At 38.5% G+C, this 25456-nt stretch carries 23 protein-coding genes and 1 other annotated feature; of the genes, 22 read left to right on the top strand and 1 reads right to left on the bottom strand.

Annotation, left to right across the window (positions count from 1 at the left end; translation table 11 throughout):
* Window positions 1-105: 105 nt before the first annotated feature.
* From ftsA to pyrR, 15 genes are all read left to right on the top strand, one after another.
* On the top strand, window positions 106-1386 hold the full coding sequence (ftsA, locus tag OE105_RS06135; RefSeq protein ID WP_275421865.1) for a cell division protein FtsA: 1281 nt from the start codon (window positions 106-108) through the stop codon (window positions 1384-1386).
* A 39-nt stretch (window positions 1387-1425) separates the two neighbouring features.
* Window positions 1426-2574 (top strand): cell division protein FtsZ, encoded by a 1149-nt coding sequence (gene ftsZ / locus OE105_RS06130; RefSeq protein ID WP_275421864.1) that lies wholly within the window; start codon window positions 1426-1428, stop codon window positions 2572-2574.
* A 350-nt stretch (window positions 2575-2924) separates the two neighbouring features.
* Window positions 2925-3845, top strand: coding sequence for a sigma-E processing peptidase SpoIIGA (spoIIGA, locus tag OE105_RS06125; RefSeq protein WP_275421863.1), 921 nt, complete (start codon window positions 2925-2927; stop codon window positions 3843-3845).
* Window positions 3846-3896: 51 nt separating this feature from the next.
* The gene (sigE, locus tag OE105_RS06120; protein WP_275421862.1) at window positions 3897-4616 is read left to right on the top strand and encodes an RNA polymerase sporulation sigma factor SigE; all 720 of its coding nucleotides are present in this window, start codon (window positions 3897-3899) and stop codon (window positions 4614-4616) included.
* A gap of 127 nt (window positions 4617-4743) precedes the next feature.
* Entirely contained in the window at window positions 4744-5523 is a 780-nt protein-coding gene (sigG, locus tag OE105_RS06115; RefSeq protein WP_275421861.1) for an RNA polymerase sporulation sigma factor SigG, read from the top strand.
* Window positions 5524-5756: 233 nt separating this feature from the next.
* Window positions 5757-6569, top strand: coding sequence for a peptidoglycan editing factor PgeF (pgeF, locus tag OE105_RS06110; protein ID WP_275421860.1), 813 nt, complete (start codon window positions 5757-5759; stop codon window positions 6567-6569).
* Window positions 6570-6574: 5 nt separating this feature from the next.
* Window positions 6575-7252, top strand: coding sequence for a YggS family pyridoxal phosphate-dependent enzyme (locus OE105_RS06105; RefSeq protein ID WP_275421859.1), 678 nt, complete (start codon window positions 6575-6577; stop codon window positions 7250-7252).
* A 12-nt stretch (window positions 7253-7264) separates the two neighbouring features.
* Window positions 7265-7690 (top strand): cell division protein SepF, encoded by a 426-nt coding sequence (locus OE105_RS06100; protein ID WP_275421858.1) that lies wholly within the window; start codon window positions 7265-7267, stop codon window positions 7688-7690.
* Window positions 7691-7695: 5 nt separating this feature from the next.
* Window positions 7696-7956, top strand: a complete 261-nt coding sequence (locus OE105_RS06095; protein ID WP_275421857.1) for a YggT family protein — start codon at window positions 7696-7698, stop codon at window positions 7954-7956.
* Between the two features lie 64 nt (window positions 7957-8020).
* Complete coding sequence (locus tag OE105_RS06090) at window positions 8021-8755, top strand: YlmH family RNA-binding protein (protein ID WP_275421856.1); 735 nt, start codon at window positions 8021-8023, stop codon at window positions 8753-8755.
* Between the two features lie 93 nt (window positions 8756-8848).
* On the top strand, window positions 8849-9367 hold the full coding sequence (locus OE105_RS06085) for a DivIVA domain-containing protein (protein WP_275421855.1): 519 nt from the start codon (window positions 8849-8851) through the stop codon (window positions 9365-9367).
* A gap of 63 nt (window positions 9368-9430) precedes the next feature.
* Window positions 9431-9648: a binding site (T-box leader), on the top strand.
* 81 nt (window positions 9649-9729) lie between these two features.
* Entirely contained in the window at window positions 9730-12501 is a 2772-nt protein-coding gene (ileS, locus tag OE105_RS06080) for an isoleucine--tRNA ligase (protein WP_275421854.1), read from the top strand.
* Window positions 12502-12732: 231 nt separating this feature from the next.
* Window positions 12733-13194, top strand: a complete 462-nt coding sequence (gene lspA / locus OE105_RS06075) for a signal peptidase II (RefSeq protein ID WP_275421853.1) — start codon at window positions 12733-12735, stop codon at window positions 13192-13194.
* Window positions 13195-13199: 5 nt separating this feature from the next.
* A complete protein-coding gene (locus OE105_RS06070) occupies window positions 13200-14117 on the top strand; it encodes an RluA family pseudouridine synthase (RefSeq protein ID WP_275422113.1) in 918 nt (305 codons plus the stop codon).
* 188 nt (window positions 14118-14305) lie between these two features.
* On the top strand, window positions 14306-14848 hold the full coding sequence (pyrR, locus tag OE105_RS06065; protein WP_275421852.1) for a bifunctional pyr operon transcriptional regulator/uracil phosphoribosyltransferase PyrR: 543 nt from the start codon (window positions 14306-14308) through the stop codon (window positions 14846-14848).
* Window positions 14849-14937: 89 nt separating this feature from the next.
* Here the strand turns inward: pyrR and OE105_RS06060 are convergent, their stop codons facing one another.
* Window positions 14938-16656, bottom strand: coding sequence for an Rqc2 family fibronectin-binding protein (locus tag OE105_RS06060; protein ID WP_275421850.1), 1719 nt, complete (start codon window positions 16654-16656; stop codon window positions 14938-14940).
* Between the two features lie 158 nt (window positions 16657-16814).
* Between OE105_RS06060 and OE105_RS06055 the strand changes: the two genes are divergently transcribed.
* The 7 genes from OE105_RS06055 to priA all read left to right on the top strand — a co-directional run bounded on the left by OE105_RS06055 (window position 16815) and on the right by priA (window position 25449).
* Window positions 16815-19487 carry a calcium-translocating P-type ATPase, SERCA-type gene (locus OE105_RS06055; RefSeq protein ID WP_275421849.1) on the top strand — a complete coding sequence of 891 codons (2673 nt, stop codon included), beginning with the start codon at window positions 16815-16817 and terminating at the stop codon, window positions 19485-19487.
* Between the two features lie 125 nt (window positions 19488-19612).
* Window positions 19613-20500 (top strand): YicC/YloC family endoribonuclease, encoded by an 888-nt coding sequence (locus tag OE105_RS06050; RefSeq protein WP_275421848.1) that lies wholly within the window; start codon window positions 19613-19615, stop codon window positions 20498-20500.
* A gap of 74 nt (window positions 20501-20574) precedes the next feature.
* The gene (gene remA / locus OE105_RS06045; RefSeq protein WP_275421847.1) at window positions 20575-20832 is read left to right on the top strand and encodes an extracellular matrix/biofilm regulator RemA; all 258 of its coding nucleotides are present in this window, start codon (window positions 20575-20577) and stop codon (window positions 20830-20832) included.
* Between the two features lie 8 nt (window positions 20833-20840).
* A complete protein-coding gene (gmk, locus tag OE105_RS06040; protein ID WP_275421846.1) occupies window positions 20841-21458 on the top strand; it encodes a guanylate kinase in 618 nt (205 codons plus the stop codon).
* 1 nt (window position 21459) lies between these two features.
* Window positions 21460-21681, top strand: a complete 222-nt coding sequence (rpoZ, locus tag OE105_RS06035; protein ID WP_275421845.1) for a DNA-directed RNA polymerase subunit omega — start codon at window positions 21460-21462, stop codon at window positions 21679-21681.
* A gap of 146 nt (window positions 21682-21827) precedes the next feature.
* Window positions 21828-23051 (top strand): bifunctional phosphopantothenoylcysteine decarboxylase/phosphopantothenate--cysteine ligase CoaBC, encoded by a 1224-nt coding sequence (coaBC, locus tag OE105_RS06030; protein ID WP_275421844.1) that lies wholly within the window; start codon window positions 21828-21830, stop codon window positions 23049-23051.
* The gene (priA, locus tag OE105_RS06025) at window positions 23038-25449 is read left to right on the top strand and encodes a primosomal protein N' (RefSeq protein WP_275421843.1); all 2412 of its coding nucleotides are present in this window, start codon (window positions 23038-23040) and stop codon (window positions 25447-25449) included. The genes coaBC and priA overlap by 14 nt, the downstream gene beginning before the upstream one ends.
* Window positions 25450-25456 lie beyond the last annotated feature (7 nt).

The following is a 25456-nucleotide window of genomic DNA, read 5'->3' as shown; positions in this document are numbered from 1 at the left end:
ACATAAATCATTTTCAAATAAAAATGATTGGATATTCTATATTTCTATTTAAAAAGAAATACGGTTGTTGTTCATGGAGTATAAGTGTTAAAGGAGGTGCCAAAGTTGAACAGCAATGATACATATGTCAGTTTGGACATCGGTACATCCACCGTAAAAGTGATTATCGGAGAGATGACAAACGACACATTAAACATCATAGGAGTGGGGAATGTTCCATCGGAAGGGTTGAAAAAAGGGTCTATCGTTGATATAGATCATACAGTACAATCGATTAAAAGAGCGATCGATCAAGCTGAACGAATGATCGGAATGCAAATTAAGCAGGTCATCGTTGGGATCCCTGCTCATCAAGTTGCTTTACAGGAATGTCATGGAGTCGTTGCCGTATCCGGTGATAATCGGGAAATTACGAATGAAGATGTGGTAAGGGTTATCGATGCCGCACAAGTCGTATCGATCCCGCCTGAAAGAGAAATCATCAATATTGTGACGAAACAGTTCATCGTTGATTCCCAAGACGAGATTAATGATCCACGGGGAATGATTGGTGTACGTTTGGAAATGGAAGGATTGCTTGCAACGGGATCGAGAACGATTTTATTAAATATCCTTCGTTGTGTTGAAAAAGCTGGACTGGAAATTACCGACATTGTTCTACAACCGTTAGCTGCTGGTGAAATCGCCCTTTCGAAAGATGAAAAAAATCTCGGCGCAGCTCTGATTGATATCGGGGGAGGTTCTACGACCGTTTCGTATTTTCAAGACGGGTATATTAAAGGCACTGCTGTTTTACCCCTTGGCGGAGAACATGTCACTAAGGATATTTCCATCGTTTTAAAAACACCAACAGAGGATGCAGAGACCGTAAAGCGAAAGCATGGGCATGCATTTTATGATTTGGCAAACGGAGATGAATTTTTTACATTACCTGTTATAGGAAGCAATCAAAAACAGAAATTTAATCAATTAGAGATTGCGGAGATTATTGAAGCAAGGCTTGTTGAAATTTTTGAACTTGCACAAAACGAATTACGACGATTAGGAGCGAGCGAATTACCAGGTGGTGTTGTTTTAACGGGTGGGTCCGCAAACATGCAAGGTATTTTAGAACTTGCCCAAATCATCTTCCAAAATCGGGTTCGTATCGCAATACCAGATTATATTGGTGTGAGGGAACCCCAATATACTACCGCAGTTGGCATGATAAAATATTCTTATAAACAAGCACGATTACAAGGGAGATCGACTGAAACCGCTGTTGTTCCAGTTGAGAAAAATGATGTAAAAGTATCGAAACAAGTGGCGAAAACGAAAAGGGTACAACATCATGATGAAAAATTTACTACAAAAATGAAGAAATTCCTTGGTTCTTTCTTTGAATAAAACGCTTATGATATGAATAAGGAATTAGGAGGATTTTGCATGCTAGATTTTGAAACGATGGTAGACCAATTGGCAACAATAAAGGTAATTGGCGTCGGTGGTGGTGGGAACAATGCGGTAAATCGAATGATCGACCACGGTCTTCAAGGAGTGGAATTTATTGCTGTAAATACCGATGCGCAAGCTTTAAATTTATCTAAAGCAGAAATTAAACTTCAAATTGGTGCGAAACTAACAAGGGGACTCGGTGCAGGCGCGAATCCAGAAGTTGGAAAAAAAGCTGCAGAGGAAAGTAAAGAACAGATTGAAGAAGTGATTAAAGGCGCTGATATGGTATTCGTCACCGCTGGAATGGGTGGTGGAACCGGTACCGGAGCTGCACCGATTATCGCACAAATTGCCAAGGATCTAGGTGCTCTGACCGTTGGAGTAGTGACCCGCCCCTTCACCTTTGAAGGTAGGAAACGGGCGACACAAGCGGCAAGTGGAATCGGTGCGATGAAAGACGCCGTTGATACGTTAATCGTAATCCCTAATGATCGCCTTTTGGAGATCGTCGATAAAAGTACACCGATGCTGGAAGCTTTTAAAGAGGCGGACAATGTGTTACGTCAAGGTGTTCAAGGGATCTCTGATTTAATTGCAGTCCCTGGCTTGATTAATCTGGACTTTGCAGACGTTAAGACGATTATGTCAAATAAAGGATCGGCACTCATGGGCATCGGGGTTGCCTCCGGTGAAAATCGTGCACAGGAAGCGGCGAAAAAGGCGATATCTAGTCCACTTTTGGAAACGTCCATCGATGGTGCTCAAGGAGTATTGATGAATATTACCGGCGGAAGTAATTTAAGCTTATATGAAGTTCAAGAAGCTGCCGATATCGTAGCTTCTGCATCCGATCAAGATGTGAATATGATTTTCGGATCGGTTATTAATGAAAATCTAAAAGATGAAATTGTCGTTACCGTGATTGCAACAGGATTTAAAACGGAAAATCCCCAACTTCGGCAAAAACGTCCAGCATTAAATACGATTAAAAACAATCATTCTAAAAACAAGGGAAATCGGGAAGATTCACAGAGGGAAGAATATGTGCACGACAACAGTCGGCATAGTGTTCAATATCAAGAAGATACGTTGGATATTCCGACCTTTTTACGAAATCGAAATAAAAAATTAAATAAATAATGATTTTCTAGGGGCTGTTCAAAACAAGTACAGTCCCTTTTTTCGTAAATAAAATTCGATTGATTTCATTTCGGTGGCGCTCTCCGCACACTCGACCTCCGCCTCCTCGATAAGCAAGCTCCTCTTTTTAAGAACAGCCCGTCATCTTTTCTGAGACTGATGGAACAGTCTCTTTTTTTTTAAAATATTTTTCGATTGATATTGACAAAATTAGAATGAATTTTAAATAAATTTCCTTGTTTCCAAGACATATAATGACACACTTTTTTCAGGAAGGTCGCTATACTTTTTATAAAGAGACAGGTCCTCTATGTTTAAAATGATGGTTGGTAAGGAAAGGAGGCGGATTTTTGCCAGTTTACTTGGATTTAATTTGGCTTTTAAACTTTTTATTTAACAGTCTCCTTCTTTTAATCACCGGTATCCTTTTAAAAAGGAAAATTCGGAAGAAACTCATATTTTTTTCCGGTTTTATCGGTTCATTGCTCGTATTTGCACCATTTTTACCCTTACCTTCTTTTTTTTTAACACCATGGTTTAAAATTGGGATTTCGACAGTTATGGTATGGATTGCCTTCGGTTTCAAACGGTTTCCGTTCTTTTTCGAAAATTTGATGATGTTTTATTTATGTACCTTTACAGCCGGAGGAACATTAATCGGCACCCATTATTTATTAAATTTTCATTTTGATATTGGAGACGAACGTTTTTTAACGGCAATTTATGGGTTTGGAGATCCAATCAGTTGGCTTTTCATTATCATCGGGTTTCCGTTAGCACTCTACTTTTCTAAAGGGGTCTTTAATCGATTTGAAACGTTGAAAATAAAAACGGATCAACTGGTGGATGTTCGTATTGATATTAATGGGAAAACGGTAGACTTAATCGGATTGGTGGACACAGGGAACCTTTTGTACGATCCAATATCGAAAAAACCCGTTATGATTGTATCGTTGGAAAAAACCGATCATCTTTTTCCGCCCGATTTATTACCTGTATTCGATGATGCAAATTTTTTAGCAAAGCAGAAAGGGTCCTTGGACGAATGGATGCAAAAATTAACAGTTATACCTTTCCAAGCCGTCGGTGGAAAAGATCGCCTTATTGTGGCGGTAAAACCAAATAAGGTGAGGATACAAAAGGATGGAAAAACGATTGAAACCGATCGCTTATATCTCGCCTTCGTTAAACAACGTTTATCTTCTGAAGATCTGTTCGACTGTATCGTCCACCCAAAATTACTCGCAGAAAAAAACAAGCGAGTTTCTTAAATGAATACATTTAGAAAACAAAGGGAAAAAATGAGGAAAGGGAGATGGGATATGAAAAAAATTCGCTTTTACGTACGATTTTATTGGACAAAGTTGATTCGAAAGCTTCGTTTCAAACCGGATGAAATTTATTATATCGGTGGAAGTGAAGCTTTACCACCACCTTTAACAAAAGAGGAAGAGGAGGTGCTATTAAAGAAATTACCAAAGGGGGATGAAACTGCTCGTTCTTTATTAATTGAACGGAATTTAAGACTTGTGGTTTACATAGCGCGAAAATTTGAAAATACCGGTATCCACATTGAAGATTTGATTAGTATCGGAACAATCGGGTTAATTAAAGCTGTAAACACGTTTAATCCGGAAAAAAAGATTAAATTAGCAACCTATGCCTCCCGTTGTATTGAAAATGAAATATTAATGTATTTACGAAGAAATAATAAAGTTCGTTCAGAAGTATCCTTCGATGAACCGTTAAATATCGATTGGGATGGGAATGAGTTGTTGTTATCAGATGTTTTAGGAACGGAGGAGGATATTATTACAAAGGATTTGGAGGCGAATGTGGATAAAAAACTGTTGATGAAGGCGCTCCATACTTTATCCGATCGAGAAAAACAAATCATGGAACTCCGTTTTGGTCTTCGAGACGGTGAGGAAAAAACACAGAAGGATGTGGCAGATTTACTCGGCATTTCCCAGTCCTATATTTCCCGATTAGAAAAACGGATTTTTAAACGACTTCGAAAAGAATTTGAGAAAATGGTTTAAACCTCCGACATTAAAGCATTTCTTTGTGAATGGATGGAATTTTCCCTCCGAATCGGACGTGCATATTTTTCTCTCTAGAGGAGATACTGTACTTTGTAAAGCACTCCTATGAGGAGGGAAAATGAGAATGAGGAACAAAGTGGAGATTTGTGGTGTCGATACATCGAAACTTCCCGTATTAAATAATGATGAAATGCGGGAATTATTTAAAAAAATGCATGAGGGGGATGTGTCGGCACGGGAAAAGTTAGTGAATGGTAATTTGCGCCTTGTTTTAAGTGTCATTCAACGCTTTAATAATCGTGGGGAATACGTGGACGATTTATTTCAAGTCGGCTGTATTGGTTTAATGAAATCGATAGACAACTTTGATTTAAGTCAAAATGTTCGCTTCTCCACCTATGCAGTGCCGATGATTATCGGAGAAATCCGACGATATTTACGGGATAATAATCCGATACGTGTATCGAGATCATTGAGAGATATCGCCTATAAATCTTTACAAGTTCGTGAAAAGATTGTCGCAGAAACTTCGAAAGAACCGACTGCAGAAGAAATTGCAAAAGAGCTCGGTGTTGAGCCAGAAGAAATCGTATTTGCATTAGAAGCCATTCAGGATCCGGTTTCATTATTTGAACCGATTTATAATGACGGGGGAGATCCGATTTATGTCATGGATCAATTGAGTGATGAAAAAAACTTAGATGTTCATTGGATTGATGAAATTGCTTTGAAAGAAGGGATTCGACGATTAAATGAACGGGAAAAATTGATCCTTAAAAAACGATTTTTTCAAGGAAAGACGCAAATGGAAGTTGCAGAAGAAATCGGCATTTCCCAAGCACAAGTTTCCCGTTTAGAAAAAGCAGCGATCAAACAAATGTCGAAAAACATCGAATCATCCTAAGATGTTCAGTTGATAAATGAAATGATACAATGTATTTCGTACATTATTTAGGCAAGTGAAGAATCGAATGGACATCCGTCTTTCTTCACTTGTTTTTTTGTTTTAATAATGAAAATAACGAAAACGGTTTGTTTTCAAAGGGAAAAAATCGATTAAAGTCATATGAAAAAAGAAGATAAATATGATAAACTAATGGAAATAGATTGGGAATATACATTTGGGGGATTTAAATAATGGAGCCGTTTCAATCGATCGATCCATCCTATTTTGAGATTATACAATGGAAAAAATTTGATTCCCAACTTTTAGCTGGATTTACGACGAAATTGGATGGGTTTAGTCAAGGCCATTATCGAAGCAATAATTTTGGTTTGCACGTCGGAGATGATCCAGAAACGGTAAACCAAAACCGACAAGGGATGGCAAAAAAATTACAAATTCAACTCAATTATTGGGTTTTTGCCCAACAAATCCATGGGAATCAAGTTCAATACGTGGGGAAAAAGGAACGGGGAAGGGGATCTTTCATATATGATACGTCTATAACGGATACCGATGGATTATATACGGATGAAAAGGGGATTTTACTCGCATTACTTTTTGCCGATTGTGTACCGATTTATTTTTATGCACCAATTGAACGGAAGATTGGGATCGTTCATGCCGGTTGGCGAGGAACGGTGAAAAAGGTGGCAATTCAATTATTGGAAAAGTGGACACAGGAGGGAATTTCACCCAAAAATGTTTACGCCACCATCGGTCCTTCTATTTGCAATCATTGTTATATTGTAGATAATAAAGTTATAAAGATCGTTGATTCCCTTCAATTAGACGAAAAGGTTTACGAAGAAAAAGAACGTGACCAGTTTTCTCTCGATCTAAAAAAGATAAATATGATTTTACTTCGAAAGTTTGGAATTCCTATTGAAAATATTCTTATTACAGATTATTGTACGAGTTGCCATTCCGATCTCTTTTTCTCCCATCGGAGGGATGGGGGGAAAACTGGGAGAATGATAGGTTTTATAGGATTTAGGGAGGATTAAAGGCATTGACAGTTAAAGCAAATCTTGAACGAATAAATGAAAGAATCAACAAAGCGTGTATTAAAGGGAATCGGAACCCGAAAGACATTACATTAATCGCTGTAACGAAATATGCAACATTGGAAAAAACGAAGGAAGTTTTAGATGCGGGTATTTTTCATCTCGGTGAAAATCGGGATCAGGAATTTTTAAGAAAATATAGTGTTATTGGTCAAAAAGCCACTTGGCATTTCATCGGGACGTTACAGAGAAGAAAAGTAAAAAATATTATCGATTATGTCGACTATATCCACTCCCTCGATCGCCTCTCATTAGCAGAGGAAATTCAAAAACGGGCAAAAAGAACGATTCCTGTATTTGTGCAAGTAAATGTATCTGGCGAAGAAACGAAACACGGTTTGAAGGTGGAGGACGTTCTACCTTTCATCCAAAATTTACAATCCTTCGATAAAATTCAAGTAATGGGTTTAATGACCATGGCACCGAATACACGTGATGATCAAATTATACGGGATTGTTTCCGACGTTTAAAAGCTTTGCAACAACAGGTTCAAGCATTACAACTTCCCTTTGCACCATGTACTGAACTATCGATGGGGATGTCGAACGATTTTGAAATTGCCATTGAAGAGGGAGCGACGATGATTCGAATCGGTACAGCTTTAATTGGTGAAAAGGAATAGGGGGGAAACCTTATGGGAATAAAATCGAAATTGAAAGATTGGTTTGATTTAAATAACGATTATAATGATATGTATGAAGAAGATTTTTCCTCCAACATGGTACAGGAACAAGATAAATCAAAACAAACGATCGTTAGTTTAAAAAGTATTCAGCAGTCATCAAAGGTAATCTTAATGGAGCCTAGGGTTTTTAATGATGCACAAACGATCGCTGATCATTTAAAAAATCGAAGAGCTGTTGTCGTGAATTTACAAAGGATGGAGACGGAACATGCAAGACGAATTGTCGATTTTTTAAGTGGGACGGTATATGCGATCAACGGGGATATTCAAAAAGTCGGCACACAAACCTTTCTATGTGTCCCAGATAATGTGGAAGTTGCAGGTAGTATATCGGAAGGGTTTGTTACTGATGAAAATCATGTTAAAAGGTGGTAGAAGTGATGGATTTTATAATTTCCATTTTATCAAGTTTATTAAATTTGTATTTCTTTGCAACGATTATTTATATTTTCATGTCATGGGTACCGAATGCCCGCGAATCTCAAATCGGCTATATATTATCGAGAATATGCGAACCTTATTTAGAACCGTTTCGGAGATTTATTCCTCCAATCGGCATGATTGACTTTTCACCGATTGTTGCCCTTTTTGTGTTACAATTAGCTTCACAAGGATTGCACGTGATCGGTACATGGTTTTAACTTAATTTGAAAAAAGGTGTACAGCATGACGATCTATGAGCATTTTCGACCTGAGGAGAAAGAAATGATCGATACGGTTTTTAATTGGTGCAATTATGTGGAAACTTATTATGCACCGAAATTGACGGATTTTTTGAATCCGAGACAACAATTCATTACAAAGGCGGTTGTCGGATCAAATCGAGGATACCATGTATCTTTTTTCGGAGGTACGGAAGGATGTGAAAATAAGCGGGCTCTCATTTACCCCGATTATTTTTCCCCTGAATCGGATGATTTCCAAATATCCTTTTTTGATATTTCCTATCCTGAAAAATTCGTTCAACTTACCCATCGTCAAATACTCGGTAGTTTAACAGGGCTCGGTTTAAAAAGGGAAAAATTTGGCGACATTTTTATTTCCAAAGGCCTTGCCCGATTTTTCGCTGCTAAAGAAGTAGGGGAATATATTCGTTTGAATTTTCATTCTGTCGGGAAAACCCAGATCTCCATAAAAGAACTACCTTTAAAAGAGGCGAGTCCCGTTCAACAGGAATGGTTAGAAATGTTTGTAACAGCCTCTTCTCTACGTTTAGATGGGATCATAGCAAAGGCAAGTAAACAATCGAGACAGCAAGTCCAGAGGTGGATTAGCCAAGGCTTGGTGAAAGTCAACTGGACGTTAATCGATGATCCGGCGTTTTCCGTACGGGAAGATGATTTGATCTCCGTTCGAGGAATCGGACGATTGAAAATCATTTCTGTAGAAGGGAAAACCAAACGGGATAAATGGCGAGTAACCGTTGGAAAATTGAAATAAGTGAATTGTTTTAGAAGGAAATTGCCCGTTTCTGTCGAAATATGGTATATAATGAAAAGTAAAGGGATTTGAACTCAATTTGGAGGTGGATTTATGCCGTTAACGCCGTTGGATATACATAATAAGGAATTTTCCAAAAGCTTCCGTGGCTACGATGAAGATGAAGTCAATGAATTTTTAGACCAAGTGATTAAAGACTATGAAATGGTCATTCGTGAAAAAAGGAATTTGGAAGATCGATTGAAAGATCTACAAGAGCGATTAGGACATTTCAATAATATTGAAGATACGTTGAATAAGTCGATCGTCGTTGCTCAGGAAGCGGCAGAAGAGGTGAAGAGAAACGCCCAAAAGGAAGCGAAGTTAATTATTCGAGAAGCGGAAAAAAATGCGGATCGAATCGTCAATGAAGCCCTTTCGAAGGCGAGGAGAATTGCGATTGAAATTGAAGATTTGAAAAAACAATCGAAAGTGTTTCGTAATCGGTTTAAAATGTTAATTGAAGCCCAATTGGAGATGATTAATTCCGATGATTGGAATGAGTTATTAGAATATGAAGTCGATTCGACCGAATTAAAATCTTCCGAGGATGATCGTATATTAAATAAATAAAAAAAGGTTGACGGAATCTAATCTTATGCATATAATTTTGATATTCTGAACAATTTTATACGGGAATCAACGGTGAAGGGGACAGTACAATTTTCATATTTTACCCAGCGAATCGGGGACGGTGGAAGCCCGATTAAAATCGAAAATTGGAAGATCACCCCGGAGTTCCTTCGTTGAACAAATAGTAGGCGAAGGCGTGTTATCACGTTATCATTTTGAGCGGACAATGGTTTGATTGTCTATTTGGGTGGTACCGCGGGATTTAGCTTCTCGTCCCAATTGGGATGGAAGCTTATTTTTTTATCTGTCTAATTTTTACAATTTCGTCAATAATCATAGTAGTATTTGAAAGGAGATTGACAATGGATTATAAAGATACGTTATTAATGCCGAAAACGGAATTCCCGATGCGTGGGAATTTGCCGAAAAGGGAGCCAGAAATTCAAAAACGATGGGATGAAATGAAGATTTATCAAAAAGTACAGGAAAAAACGAAAGGACGCCCGAAATTTATCTTGCATGATGGTCCTCCTTATGCAAATGGTTCCCTTCATATGGGGCATGCGTTAAATAAAGTGTTAAAAGATATGATCGTTCGTTCGAAATCGATGATGGGATACGATGCACCTTATGTTCCGGGTTGGGATACCCATGGATTACCGATTGAACAGGAACTGACGAAAAAAGGTGTTAATCGGAAGGAAATGGGTGTTTTACAATTCCGAAAGCTTTGCGAACAATATGCTTATGAGCAAATTGACATTCAACGTACAGGCTTTAAAAAGCTCGGTGTCCGAGGGGATTGGGAACATCCTTATTTAACTTTGCACCATGAATACGAAGCTCAACAAATTCGTGTTTTCGGTGAAATGGCGAAAAAGGGACTCATTTATAAGGGGTTAAAACCGGTTTATTGGTCACCTTCCTCTGAATCAGCATTAGCTGAAGCGGAAATTGAATATAAGGATAAACGTTCTCCATCCATTTACGTCGCTTTCCCTGTAAAGGACGGGAAAGGTGTTTTAGATACGGATACGGAGATCATCATTTGGACGACGACTCCTTGGACGATCCCGGCGAATTTAGGAATCAGTGTTCATCCGGATTTAATGTATGTCGTCGTAAAAACTGAAAATAAAAAATACGTAGTTGCAGAACCTTTATTATCATCCGTTGCAACACAGTTGGAATGGGAAGAGTTCACGGTCGTCAAGACGGTGAAAGGATCCGATTTAGAATATATCGTTGCAAAACATCCGTTATATGATCGAGATTCAGTTGTCGTTCTCGGCGAACATGTAACGACGGACTCTGGTACCGGTTGCGTTCATACGGCTCCAGGTCATGGGGAAGATGACTTTTATATTGGACAGAAATACGATTTAGGTGTTTTAAGTCCGGTTGATGATAAAGGATATATGACCGATGAAGCGCCTGGATTTGAAGGATTATTTTACGATGAGGTAAATAAAGCCATTACGAAAAAATTAGATGAAGTAGGCGCGTTATTGAATTTATCTTTTATTACCCACTCTTATCCCCATGATTGGCGAACGAAAAAACCGGTCATTTTCCGAGCAACGCCCCAATGGTTTGCGTCGATCGATCCGATCCGTGACCAATTATTAAATGAGATTCAAAATGTAAAGTGGTATAATCAATGGGGTGAAACGAGATTATATAATATGATTCGTGACCGGGGGGACTGGTGTATTTCCCGTCAACGGGTTTGGGGTGTTCCGATTCCGGTGTTCTATGCTGAAAATGGTGATGCGATTATTACGGAAGAAACGATTGAACATGTTGCCAAATTATTTGAACAATATGGTTCGAATATTTGGTTTGAACGGGAAGCGAAAGATTTATTACCTGAAGGATTTACTCATCCTGGTAGTCCGAATGGCCAGTTTACGAAGGAAAAGGATATTATGGATGTTTGGTTCGATTCCGGTTCCTCCCATCACGGGGTACTTCGGACGAGGGAAGATTTACAATTCCCAGCAGATATCTACTTAGAAGGTTCCGATCAATATCGAGGTTGGTTCAATTCCAGTCTCATTATTAGTGTGGCGGTCAATGGAGTTGCTCCATACAAAGGGGTCGTTTCCAATGGCTTTACCGTAGATGCGGAAGGGAAAAAAATGTCCAAATCCGTTGGGAATGTCATTGTCCCAGACCAAATAACAAAGCAATTTGGAGCGGACATTTTACGCCTTTGGGTTTCTTCCGTCGATTATACGCAAGACGTGCGGGTATTTATGGACAATTTTAAACAGGTGTCTGAAGTATACCGTAAAATTCGAAACACCATTCGATTTATGCTAGGGAATTTGAATGATTTCCAACCGGAAAAAGACCGTGTTCCTTTTGAACAACTACGGGAAGTCGACCAATATATGCTTGTGAAATTAAATAAATTGATTCGAAAAGTTCGACATGCTTATGAAACATATAATTTTGCAGAAATTTATCACGAAGTAAATAATTTCTTCACCATCGATTTAAGTGCATTTTATTTAGATTTTGCAAAAGATATTTTATATATCGAATCCGTCGATCATCCTATGCGACGTTCGATGCAAACGGTCATTTACGAATCTCTCGTTTCATTAACGAAATTGCTCGCACCGATTTTACCACATACGGCGGAAGAAATTTGGGGATATATCCCTGGAGTGGAAGAAGAAAGTGTTCAATTAACCAATATGCCGGAAGTGGTCGTTATTCCGGAAGCGGAAAAAATCGAGGAAAAATGGAACGAATTTTTGAAGCTTCGGGATGATGTTTTGAAAGCATTGGAAGAAGCGCGAAATGAAAAAGTGATTGGAAAATCGCTTATGGCAAAGGTGTCATTATATGTTTCAGACGAAATGAAACAACTTTTAGATTCCATTGAAGAAAATATTGGACAAATTTTTATCGTATCCGACTGTGAAGTGGCAGGACGATATGATGAAGCTCCTGAAGGGGCATTGAAACTTGAAAAGGCAGCCGTATTAGTTACGAAAGCGGAAGGAAAGACGTGCGAACGTTGTTGGGTAGTCACGCCAGATGTAGGAAAAGACGAAGATCATCCGACACTTTGTCCCCGCTGTGCAACAATTGTTACGGCGCATTACGGCCATTTAGAATAAATCCTTTGAATAAAAGGGGGGTCCGAAATTCAGGGCTTCCCTTTTTCATGGAAATAATCGATTTTATACCGATTTTTCTAAACGTGGTATTTCATAAAATTGGTAAAAAGAAATCAGTTGGAAAAATGAAGATCATGTTAATAGGCTAAATCGTTTATGAATTTTTTATCCCTATTTTCATTCTTTTATGCTAAAATTTGATAGAAAGTGTCTTGAGATTGGGGGAAAAATATGTTCATTTACTATGTTGTTTCTCTTATTGTCATTTTATTGGACCAATTTACAAAATGGTTGATTGTAAGCAAACTAGAGCTATATGAAAGTTTTTCCGTCATCGATGGATTTTTATATATCACATCCCATCGAAATAAGGGAGCTGCGTGGGGTATTTTAGAAGGTCAAATGTGGTTTTTCTATTTGATTACAGTATTTGTTATTGTTTTTCTCGTGTACTACATTCAAAAACATGGAAAAGAAAAACGTTTTTTTAGCTTTTCCTTAGCACTGATTCTCGGAGGGGCTATTGGTAATTTTATCGATCGTATATTTCGTAAAGAAGTTGTCGATTTTATCGATGTATATATTTTTTCATATGATTATCCGATCTTTAACGTGGCGGATTCTGCTCTCGTAATAGGGGTAGGTCTTTTAATTATTCAAATGATCATGGAAGAAAAACAGAGGAAAAGGTGAATACGGTGGAAATAATCGAAAAAATCGTTCAACCGGAAAATCAGGGAGTACGAATTGATAAATGGGTGGCTCAACTACAAAATGATTGGTCCAGAACACAAATTCAAAATTGGATTAAAAAAGGTCTGATTTCTGTCAACGGGAAGCAAGTAAAAGCGAATTATAAATGTGAGGAAGGAGACCGAATTACCATCTGTGTCCCTGAACCAGTTGAATTAGATGTAGTGCCAGAAAAAATGGATTTGGATATTTTCTATGAAGATAAAGACGTCATTATAATCAACAAGCCGAGGGGAATGGTCGTCCATCCAGCTCCTGGTCATACGAAAGGGACGTTAGTCAATGGATTATTATACCATTGTGATGATTTATCCGGGATCAATGGTGTGCTTCGACCGGGAATTGTTCACCGGATCGATAAGGATACGTCCGGCCTACTAATGGTTGCGAAAAATGACTATGCCCACGAACAGTTGGCACGCCAATTGGCAAACAAGACGATTACTCGGAAATATGTCGGAATCGTTCACGGAACCATCGAAGAAAGTTATGGAACGATTGATGCACCTATAGGAAGAGACAAAAAGGATCGACAAAAAATGGCCGTTGTGGATGACGGTAAACAAGCTATTACCCATTTTCAAGTGCTAGAACGCTTTCAAGCTTATACCTTTGTTGAATTCCAATTAGAGACGGGACGGACCCATCAAATACGTGTGCATATGAAATATATCGGACATCCTTTAGCAGGTGATCCGAAGTATGGTCCGAAAAAGACATTGCCGATCGTAGGTCAGGCACTCCATGCGAAAATTTTAGGGTTCAAACATCCCCGTACAGGTGAGGATTTACAATTCGAAAGTCCATTACCTGCCGATCTTGTCAATCTTTTAACAATGTTGAAAAGGGAAGAAATCGGTTAATAAAGACAAATCAATCGTTGAAACGTTGACTTGTACGATTGTCCATCGTATCATTAGGGGAAAAACGGTTATTTTTTCATTAGTTTTGTAATAGTAGAAATGATTAAAAGGAAACTGAATGAAGACATCCCTTACATTACAGGGTGAGGGTTTTTTCTTGGGAATTGAGAGGAAGAAGGGGGAGTACAATGAAAAAAGCGGTTATTTTAGATGAACAAGCAATGAGGAGGACGTTGACAAGGATCGCGCACGAAATTATTGAACGGAATAAAGGAATCGATCAAGTCGTATTAGTTGGTATTCGGACGAGGGGAATTTTTTTAGCGAGACGTTTAGCTGAAAAAATCGAACAAATTGAGGGAAAAAAAATTCCTGTCGGTGAATTGGATATTACCCTTTACCGAGACGATTTGACGGAACGGACAAAACAACGGGATCCTCTCGTTAAAGGATCGAATTTACCTGTCGATATACATGATCAAAAGGTCGTTCTTGTGGATGATGTATTATATACAGGAAGAACCGTTCGAGCAGCGATGGATGCCCTTATTGATCACGGACGACCTTCCCAAATACAATTAGCCGTATTCATCGATCGTGGTCATCGGGAATTTCCCATTCGGGCTGATTATGTCGGGAAAAATATTCCTACTTCCAAACAGGAAAAAATCGTTGTGGAGTTGACTGAAGTAGATCCAGTGGATCAAGTGAGCATCCACTCTTTAACATAAGAAAGGACGAAATGAAGGCAGTTTTTTGAAAAAATGAAGGTAAAATGAAAAACAAGGGGAAAGTCGATCATTCCCCTTGTTTTTTCGTTTCAGTTTGTTTCACTCCGATTTTTGAAGTCGTAAATTTTTTCTTCAGAAGGTGTAACAAAAACAGTTTGTTGATGATCATAAATAACAAAACCCGGTTTTGCTCCGGAAGGTTTCCGTACATATTTCACTTTCGTATAATCCACCGGAACGTTACTAGAATTTCGTCCTTTGCTAAAGTATGCGGCAAGTAAAGCAGCCTCTTGAATCGTTTGCTCACTCGGATTGGTCGAACGAATCACGACATGGGATCCGGGCATGTCCTTTGCATGCAACCATATTTCTTCTCTTTTCGCCAATTTCATCGTTAAATAATCGTTTTGTTTGTTATTTTTACCGACGAAAATAATCGTTCCATCTTGAGAACGATATTGTTCTACTTTCGGTAATTCTGTTTGTTTCTTTTTCCTCTTTGTTTTTCCTTTTCGGATATACCCTTGTTCAATCAGTTCCTCTTTCATTTCATCCAGATCCTCCGGTGAGGCGGACTCCAATTGTTGAAGAAGACTTTCAAAATATTTTAGTTCTTCTTCTGTAATTTTCAATTGTTCCTTCACAGCGGATATGGTTTTTTTCCCTTTCTGGTATTTATTGAAATAATACTGGGCATTTTCAGAAGGGGTTTTATTCGGATCGAGTTTGATCGTGACAATTCCCCCTTTTTCATCGTAGTAATTGGTAAGCGAAATTTCCGTCATTCCTTTTTTCACTTGATATAAATGGGCGGTTAATAGTTCTCCATATAGTTGGTAATTTGAACAATTTTCCGCCTCTTTCAACGTTTCCTTCAGCTTTTTCATCTTTTCTATATTTTTTTCAATTTCATTTCGGATAAATCGCTCAATTTCTCCACCAATTTGTTTGACCCGATCCCTTTTTGCCTTTTCAAAATAATATCGATCTAAAAGGGCACTCAAGGAGGAAAATTCGGATATTTCCCCCTTTAAATGTTTCAAAGGGAAAAGATAGAAATAATCCTTTTCTTTCGTTTTGATTAACGACGGAGTAATCTTACCCGATTGTATTTCCTTCATCACATTTAGAAAGGCTTCCGGCAATGTTAATCGATTGGCAATTCCACTTAGATAAACGATTTCCTTAGCCAAAAGTGGGGAAATGCCGAAAAACCGGTTGACGATTTGTTTGTCGAGTCTACCACGATTAAAATCGATTTCAGCTAAAATATTTTCCGTTGAACAAGTAAACGGATTGATTTTATCTTGTTTAGGAGGCCATACGTAAGGCTGTCCAGGTAGTAAAGTCCGATATCGATTAACTGAATGGGGAACATGTTTTATACAATCGATAATCGTCTGTTTTTTTTCATCCATCAATACGATATTACTATGTTTCCCCATCATTTCGACGATTAATTGTTTATAGGATAGATCCCCCAATTCGTCCCTTCCTTTAATTCGAAAAATAACAATCCGATCCAATTCCATCTGTTCAATTTGTTCAATCAAAAACCCTTCCAAATGTTTCCTTAATAACCTACAAAACATCGGGGGTTCCTTAGGGTTGGGTAATGAGGTTTCCGTTAACTGAATACGTGCAAAGGAAGGGTGGGCGGATATGAGTAATTTTCGATTTTCCCCATCTTTTCGTATTACTAAAATTAATTCATTAGGATACGGTTGGTGAATTTTCGTTATCCTCCCACTAATTAAAACTTGTAACTCCTTTGTCATCACGTATGTAAATAATCCATCGAAGGACATTTTCAACACCCTTTTTCAATAAAATTCCCATTTATTTGGTTAATAAATGAAAAGTGATTTCATTCCAAACAAGTATAGCATGTTTTTATGGAAGGAGGAATATGGTTAATAAAAGAGTGGACAAACTTCCATCGGTAAAGAAGGAGTGAACGGGGGATATGAAATATTTTGCGATGCATCCGGAACAAATTGTACAATCTCTCCAAACGGATATGGAAAAGGGGTTGGATGAAAAGGAAGCGAAACGTCGTTTAAAACAATTCGGTTACAATGAATTACAGGAAAGGGAAAAACCTTCTCACGTCCTATTATTTTTTAGTCAATTTAAAGATTTTATGGTCATTGTACTTCTCATAGCAACGTTAATTTCAGGTTTACTTGGAGAGTGGATCGATGGGATTGCAATTATAGCCATTGTTTTTATAAATGGTATTCTTGGTTTTTTTCAGGAATATAAGGCGGAAAAATCATTGGATGCATTAAAGAGTTATACAGCTCCAGTTGTTTCCGTTTTACGAAACTCAAACTGGATGAAAATCCCTGCGAAGGAAATTGTTCCAGGAGATATCATGAAATTTTCAGCCGGTGATCGGATTGGGGCAGATGTTCGTTTAATAGAGGCAAATAGTTTGGAAATTGAAGAATCCGCTTTAACCGGTGAGTCCCTTCCCTCATCTAAAGACGTCAACCCGGTCTATGATTCAAACGCTGGATTGGGAGATTTGTCGAATATGGCCTTTATGGGATCATTGGTAACAAGGGGAAGTGGAAAGGGAATTGTCGTCGGTACCGGTATGAAAACGGCAGTTGGGAAAATTGCCGATTTACTCCAAACCACTCCGATGGTCATGACCCCCCTTCAAAGGCGACTTGAACAATTAGGAAAAATCTTAATTACCGCAGCCCTTCTATTAACCTTTGTCGTCGTTTTTGCAGGCATTATTCAAGGAAGGGACATGTATACGATGTTTTTATCGGGGGTTTCTCTCGCGGTTGCAGCGATTCCTGAGGGCTTGCCTGCGATCGTTACTATCGCTTTATCCCTCGGAGTTCAACGGATGATTAAAAAAAATGCCATCGTAAAAAAATTGCCGGCAGTGGAAACTCTCGGTTGTGCTACAGTAATCTGTTCCGATAAAACAGGGACGATGACGCAAAATAAAATGACCGTAACTAAACTATATACGAATGAAAAAATGTTCACCGTAACAGGTGAAGGCTATAATCCGATCGGTTCATTTTTTTTCAACAATCGGAAAATTGACCCGATAAACGATGAACATATAAAGAAAATGTTACAAATTGGAATGCTTTGTAACCATGCGCAAATCGTAAGGAAAAAGGGAAAGTTTATCTTAGATGGGGATCCGACGGAAGGGGCTTTAATTGTTGCGGCAATGAAAGCGGGTTTGAGTAAAGAACGGTTATTAAAGGATTATCGGGTTATTCAAGAGTTCCCGTTCGATTCGAGACGTAAAATGATGACGATGATTATCGAAAATGACAGGAAAGAGCGCTGGGCCATCACAAAAGGTGCACCGGATGTTTTAATGAAGTTAAGTACCACGGTTTTATTAAATGGAAGGCGGGAACGTATGACGTCACGTACGGAAAAAAAATTAAAATTGGAAGTTGAAAAAATGGCAGAGGAAGCTTTACGCACCATTGCGATTGCCTATAAACGGATAAATGGTTATGGCCCCTTCGACCAATCTGCAGTGGAAAAAGATTTGATTTTCCTCGGTTTCTATGGAATGATCGATCCCCCGAGAAAAGAAGTAAAAGAAGCGATCGAGAAATGTAAACGGGCTGGAATTAAGACGGTGATGATTACTGGTGATCATATGACTACAGCGAGAGCAATTGGAACCCAATTAGGAATATACGGAAAGCAAAGTCAGACGATCGATGGTGGACAATTGGAAAAAATGACCGTGGAAGAATTGGAAGAAGTCGTTGAACGTGTGTCAATTTTTGCTCGTGTTTCCCCTGAACACAAATTAAAAATTGTTCAAGCTTTGCAAAATAAAGGGCATATTGTAGCAATGACAGGAGATGGGGTAAATGATGCTCCTGCCATAAAGGCAGCGGATATCGGAATATCGATGGGAATCACAGGGACAGAAGTGGCTAAAGAGGCATCAGCCCTCGTTTTATTGGATGATAATTTTAAAACGATTAAGGATGCGATCGAAGAAGGCCGAAATATATATGAAAATATTCGAAAATTCATCCGTTATTTACTTGCTTCCAATGTGGGCGAAATATTAGTTATGCTCTTTGCAATTTTACTAGCTTTGCCCCTTCCCCTCGTACCCGTTCAAATATTATGGGTGAACCTAGTGACTGATGGGCTCCCGGCGATCGCCTTAGGATTGGATAAACCAGAAGAAAACGTGATGTTAAGAAAACCGAGGCATCCAAAGGAGGGTGTATTTGCAAGGGGACTCGGTTGGAAAATTATTTCCCGGGGATTTCTTATTGGCCTTGTGACTTTACTAGCTTTCATATTCGTGTATAAACAATATCCAAACAATTTACCCTATGCACAAACAGTTGCCTTTGCAACCCTCGTTTTGGCCCAATTGATTCACGTCTTTGATTGTCGGAGCGAACAATCGATCTTTTCGAGAAATCCCTTTGAAAATTTATATTTAGTGGGAGCCGTTCTTTCCAGTATCATTCTAATGTTGGTTGTCATTTATATTCCTACTTTTCAACCGATTTTTCATACTGTTCCGATCCTGTTGAAAGATTGGCTGCTCATTTTAGGAATGGCCTGTATTCCAACATTTTTATTAGCGGGTTCATTTTATATAAGAAAAACATAAATTTTATGGTATAATAAGGAAGGTAAGTCTGAAAAAAGACGGACCTTTCTTTTTTCTTAACAAGACGGATCATCGTACGGATCGATCCGAGTGGGATAAAGCCGTTCGAGGAGAAAAATATATTTTTGGGTGATAAAATGGCTGTAAGTATGACCGGCTTTGGAAGAAGTAAATTGGAGACAGAATCTTTCTCCATTACAGTAGAGATTCGATCGGTTAATCACCGTTTTTTGGATTGCTATTTTCGAATGCCCCAGTTTTTGCTAAAATTCGAGGACAAGTTGAAAAAGATTGTCCAAAAACATTTATCAAGGGGGAGGATCGATTGTTTTATATCCATTAGCGGGGAAAATGTGGTCGATCGACGATTACATATTGACTGGAATTTACTAGACGAGTATTATCAATACATAAAAGAATTAAAAAATCGATACCATCTAGAAGGGAATATAACTATAAACCATTTAATCCGAAACGAATCTTTCGTATCTGTTATTGAAGGGGATTTGGAAAGGGATGAATGGCAAAATCTTTTATTAAACACCTTTGAAGAAGCAATTTTAAATCTAAAGGCGATGAGGATTTCCGAGGGGAAACGGTTGGAAAAAGGATTCATGGAATTAATGCTCGAATTAGAAAACATGGTAAAACAAATGGAGGATTTGATACCATTTGTGAAAAAAGAATTCGAAGAAAAACTATATAAAAAGTTAATGGATGTAACAAACGGTGAATTTGATGAATCACGAATATTGACGGAAATCGCCATGTTCGTTGAACGAACGGATATTACTGAAGAAATCACCCGACTTTCCAGCCATTTGAAAGAGTTTCATGATACGGTTAAAAAAAGTGAACCGGTTGGACGAAAATTGGATTTTCTCATCCAAGAGATGAATCGGGAAACGAATACGATCGGCTCAAAAACGAATGTGTTACAAATTAGTAAACTTGTCGTAAACATGAAAACGGTTCTGGAAAAAATGAGGGAACAAGTTCAAAATATTGAATAGTTGGTAGCATTGTTCCACTGTTTATATCTGTTTCATTCCGGTAAAAATAAAGAAGGGGTGAGGAGGGGCGAATTTTGAAATTTATAAATATCGGTTTCGGAAATATCGTTTCTGCAGATCGAATTATATCGATCGTCAGTCCGGAATCAGCGCCAATTAAGCGACTGATTCAAGAAGCCCGGGATCGAGGAACATTGATTGATGCTACATACGGAAGACGTACGAGGGCAGTTGTGATCATGGATAGCGATCACATCATTTTATCTGCCGTACAACCAGAGACTGTTGCACAACGGTTTATTAATAAAGATGAAGGACAACAAGAAAGTTAGGTGAAAAAGTGGAGGAAGAAAAAGGTTTACTCATCGTATTATCTGGTCCATCAGGAGTCGGAAAAGGTACTGTTAGAAAAGCGATTTTTTCCGATCCAGATGTTCAATTTGCGTATTCGATTTCAGCTACTTCTCGCCCTAAACGACCGGGTGAAGTAGATGGAGTGGATTACTTTTTTAAAACGAGGGAAGAGTTTGAACAAATGATTGCCCAAAATGAATTGCTCGAATATACGGAATATGTCGGCAATTACTACGGTACACCGGTCGATTATGTCCAAAAAACGTTAGCACAAGGAAAAGACGTTTTTTTAGAAATTGAGGTGGACGGGGCAAAACAAGTTCGGGAAAAATTTCCGGAAGGATTGTTTATCTTTTTAATCCCCCCAAGTTTAAAGGAATTAGAATCAAGGATTAAACTAAGAGGTACCGAATCCCCTCATTTGATCGAAAATCGCTTATCCGTAGCGAAGGATGAACTGAAAATGATGGGATTATATGATTACGTCGTTGAAAACGACCAGGTGGAAAATGCGGTCAAGAAAATTAAAGCGATCGTTACCGCTGAACATTGTCGAAGATCAAGGGTCGAAAAACGATTTAAAAAAATACTAGGGGTTGAATAAAATGCTATATCCATCTTTAGATAAATTGTTGGAAAAAGTTCCTTCGAAATATTTGTTAGTAACGATTTCCGCTAAACGGGCAAGACAGATGCAAAATACGAAAGAGTACGTATTGGATAAGTATGTTTCTGCGAAAAATGTCGGTAAATCGTTAGAAGAAATTTCTGAAGGTGTATTAACCGTAGCGGATGAAAATGAAGCTAATGAAACGGATGAAGAATAAAAAACTTCAATGGGAATGATCACTACAGGGTGGCGAATCGTCATCCTTTTCTTTTATTTTGTTTTGGTTATTATCACCAAACAGATGTTTTATGTTATATTTTAATGGAATCGAAAAGAACAGGAATATGGAAAAGAGGGTTTAAAATGGAAAGGAAAAAAATTCTTCTTTGTGTTACAGGTGGAATTGCTGTTTATAAATCGGTCGCTTTAGCGAGTAAATTAACGCAAAACGGTTTTCAAGTGAAAGTGATGATGAGTGAAAACGCAACGAAATTTGTCACCCCCCTTTCCTTCCAAGCAATTTCGAGAAATGAAGTGTATATCGATACATTTGATGAAAAAGATCCAGCAAAAATTGCCCATATCGATTTAGTTGACTGGCCAGATTTAATTCTTATTGCACCGGCGACTGCGAATATTATTGGGAAACTTGCTAACGGAATTGCCGACGACCTAATTTCCACTTCCCTTCTAGCGGCAACGAAACCGATCATGATCGCCCCTAGTATGAACGTCCATATGTATGAACATCCGGCGGTTCAAAAAAATATGGAAACATTGAAACGTTATGGTTATCGGTTTATTGAACCGAATGAAGGATATTTGGCGTGCGGATATATTGGAAAAGGGCGGTTGGAAGAACCGGAACGAATTACGGAAATCGTTATCGATGTTTTCAAAGAACAAGATCGTTATGATCATTTTCTATTTGGAAAAAAGGTTTTGATTACGGCAGGACCAACTAGAGAAAAATTAGACCCTGTGCGATATATTTCAAATTTTTCAACGGGAAAAATGGGATATTCCCTTGCGAAGGTGGCTGCAAGTCTCGGTGCAGACGTAACTTTAATTTCAGGTCCCGTTTCTTTACCTGAACCAGACGATGTTCAAATAGTAAAAGTGGAAAGTGCTGAAGAAATGTTTGATGCCTCTGTACAATATTTTGATCGTACGGATATCGCCATTATGACAGCTGCGGTGGCTGACTATCGCCCGGTAAATGTGGCGTCAAAAAAATTGAAAAAACATGATGACCTGATGACGATTCAACTGGAAAAAACGAAGGACATATTATATGAACTGGGAAAAAGAAAAAAACACCAGTTCGTTGTCGGGTTTGCTGCGGAAACGGATCAATTGGAAGAAAATGCAAAGAAAAAATTATATAAGAAAAACGTTGATATGATTGTTGGAAACAATGTTTTAGAAGCGGGTGCAGGATTTGGTACGGATACGAATATCGTGACCATTTTTAAACGCTCCGGCGATCGAATCCCACTACCGAAAATGACGAAGGAAGAACTTAGCTACCGAATCTTAAAAGAAATTGAAAAGGAATTAAAGGGCGAAGAGAATGAAAATTGCTAGTGTGATTGTGGATGTTCCGACATTTCAAACGAACAAGCCGTTTGATTACTTGATCCCGGAGAAATTTGAAGAAGTGATTCAAAAGGGTATGCGGGTCATTGTTCCTTTCGGTAGTAGAAAGGTTCAAGGTTTTGTCGTTGAACTGAAGGACGTTTCAGCTATCGAAGAGTTGAAGGAAATCGTTGAACCGCTCGATGCGATTCCCGTTTTGAACGATGAACTTCTTTATTTAGGAAATCAATTAGCCAGACAAGCTTTCTGTCTCAAATTAACCGCATACCAAGTCATGTTACCCCCGGCTTTAAAGGCAAAATATGAAAAATATATTACTTTGAAAAAGGACGGTTTAGGAAAACTCCCTCACTCCCTTGAACAATTTTTTCAAGAAAAGGGGAGAGTTTCGTGGACGGAAGGGGAAAAGAAAGTAGGCAGTTCTTTTTTATATCGGGCGGTAAAAAAGGGCTGGATCGATGTTTATTATGAAGTGAAAGATAAAGGAAATAAAAAGTTGATCGAATACTTTCGTCCAGTGGATGATCTTTCCACATTTAAACAAAAAGTATTCGCCACATCTAGACTTGGTAAAGTTCAAAAGAAGATTATTGACTATTATTTATCTGATTTTCGCCCCCATTCAACAACTGAACTTTCAAAGCAATTTGGGAATGTACGGGGAAGTTTGCAATCACTAGAAAGAATGGAATTGTTAAAAAGTGAGTCTTTCGAACAATATCGAGATCCTTATAAGAATCGCACCTTTACAAAAACGAAACCTTTGCTACTTACGGAGGATCAAAAAAGAGCGATCGGACCGATCGTTCAAACAATTGAAAAAGAACTCCACCAAGTGTTTCTTCTATATGGCATTACAGGAAGCGGAAAAACGGAAATTTATTTACAATCCATTCAAGAGGTGATTCGAAGGGGGAAGGAAGCGATCGTCCTCGTTCCCGAAATTTCCTTAACACCCCAAATGGTGGAACGGTTCAAAGGTCGATTTGGGGATAAAGTAGCCGTTTTACATAGTGGGTTAAGTGTGGGAGAAAAATATGACGAATGGCGAAAGGTTCAACGAAAGGAAGTACAAGTTGTTGTCGGAGCCCGTTCTGCTATTTTCGCTCCCTTTGAAAACTTAGGGGTCATCATTATCGATGAAGAGCATGAAACGAGTTATAAACAAGAGGAAGTCCCCCGCTATCATGCCCGAGATATAGCCATTTTAAGGGGGAAAATGCATCGTTGTCCGGTCGTATTAGGAAGTGCAACCCCCTCTTTAGAATCCTTTGCAAGGGCTCAAAAAGGGGTTTACCGTCTATTAACATTGGAAAAACGAATGAATGAAAAGGGTTTACCCGATGTTCAAATTGTCGATATGCGAGAAGAATTACGCACTGGAAATCGATCGATGTTTTCCCGATTATTACTAGAAAAAATAAAAGAACGGTTATCAAGAAAGGAACAGATCGTATTACTTTTAAATCGAAGGGGATATTCATCCTTCGTCATGTGTCGGGATTGTGGAAACGTACTCCAATGTCCAAACTGTGAAATTTCCCTTACGTATCATAAAGTGACGAATGAAGTGAAATGCCATTACTGTGGATATGAAGCCCGTACGCCGAATGTATGTCCTGACTGTGGAAGTGAACATATTCGGTTTTTCGGTAGCGGGACGCAAAAGGTAGAGGAGGAATTGGGAAAACTCCTTCCGAATGTTCGAACGATTCGAATGGATGTGGACACGACGAGAAAAAAGGGAGCCCATGAAAAATTATTAAAAGCATTCGAAGAAAAAAAGGCGGATATTTTACTTGGAACGCAAATGATTGCCAAAGGGCTCGATTTTCCAAACATTACCCTTGTTGGCGTATTGACGGCAGATACGATGCTCCATATTTCCGATTTCCGTGCATCGGAAAAAACGTTTCAGCTATTGACCCAAGTTAGTGGTCGAGCGGGGCGTCACGAGCTTCCAGGAGAAGTTGTGATTCAAACTTATACGCCGGAACATTACAGCATTCAACTCGCTCAAAAGCAAGACTTCCGTCAGTTTTATCAGCGGGAAATGATCATGCGTAAAAATGGTCAATATCCTCCGTTTTATTATCTTGTCCAAATTCAAGTCAGTCATGAAAATTTACAACTTGTCGTATCTATAATGGAAAAAATCGTCCTATTTTTACGCTCCAAATTGTCAAAAGAAGTGTTGATTTTAGGACCATCCGCATCACCGATTGGAAAAATTAAAAATAAATATCGGTATCAATGTTTAATTAAATATAAAAAGGAACCGGATTTAATCGACATATTACAAAAGGTTCAAGAAATGTTTCAACAGGATCAACGGTCAAAGAACGTATCGATTTCGATCGATTTAAATCCGTATACATTAATGTGAATACAAA

Source organism: Fervidibacillus halotolerans (assembly GCF_026547205.1).
GTDB lineage: Bacteria > Bacillota > Bacilli > Bacillales > Caldibacillaceae > Fervidibacillus > Fervidibacillus halotolerans.
This window is presented reverse-complemented; position numbering and strand designations above follow the sequence as displayed.

Bases quoted from the DNA above. Each gene is read 5' to 3' on its own strand.
- coaBC (WP_275421844.1), top strand. From the start codon at position 21,828: ATGGAAAGGAAAAAAATTCTTCTTTGTGTTACAGGTGGAATTGCTGTT.
- sigE (WP_275421862.1), top strand. From the start codon at position 3,897: ATGAAAAAAATTCGCTTTTACGTACGATTTTATTGGACAAAGTTGATT.
- ftsZ (WP_275421864.1), top strand. From the start codon at position 1,426: ATGCTAGATTTTGAAACGATGGTAGACCAATTGGCAACAATAAAGGTA.
- lspA (WP_275421853.1), top strand. From the start codon at position 12,733: ATGTTCATTTACTATGTTGTTTCTCTTATTGTCATTTTATTGGACCAA.
- ileS (WP_275421854.1), top strand. From the start codon at position 9,730: ATGGATTATAAAGATACGTTATTAATGCCGAAAACGGAATTCCCGATG.
- sigG (WP_275421861.1), top strand. From the start codon at position 4,744: ATGAGGAACAAAGTGGAGATTTGTGGTGTCGATACATCGAAACTTCCC.
- rpoZ (WP_275421845.1), top strand. From the start codon at position 21,460: ATGCTATATCCATCTTTAGATAAATTGTTGGAAAAAGTTCCTTCGAAA.
- OE105_RS06060 (WP_275421850.1), bottom strand. From the start codon at position 16,656: ATGTCCTTCGATGGATTATTTACATACGTGATGACAAAGGAGTTACAA.
- pyrR (WP_275421852.1), top strand. From the start codon at position 14,306: ATGAAAAAAGCGGTTATTTTAGATGAACAAGCAATGAGGAGGACGTTG.
- pgeF (WP_275421860.1), top strand. From the start codon at position 5,757: ATGGAGCCGTTTCAATCGATCGATCCATCCTATTTTGAGATTATACAA.
- OE105_RS06095 (WP_275421857.1), top strand. From the start codon at position 7,696: ATGGATTTTATAATTTCCATTTTATCAAGTTTATTAAATTTGTATTTC.
- OE105_RS06085 (WP_275421855.1), top strand. From the start codon at position 8,849: ATGCCGTTAACGCCGTTGGATATACATAATAAGGAATTTTCCAAAAGC.
- OE105_RS06090 (WP_275421856.1), top strand. From the start codon at position 8,021: ATGATCGATACGGTTTTTAATTGGTGCAATTATGTGGAAACTTATTAT.
- OE105_RS06100 (WP_275421858.1), top strand. From the start codon at position 7,265: ATGGGAATAAAATCGAAATTGAAAGATTGGTTTGATTTAAATAACGAT.
- priA (WP_275421843.1), top strand. From the start codon at position 23,038: ATGAAAATTGCTAGTGTGATTGTGGATGTTCCGACATTTCAAACGAAC.
- OE105_RS06055 (WP_275421849.1), top strand. From the start codon at position 16,815: ATGAAATATTTTGCGATGCATCCGGAACAAATTGTACAATCTCTCCAA.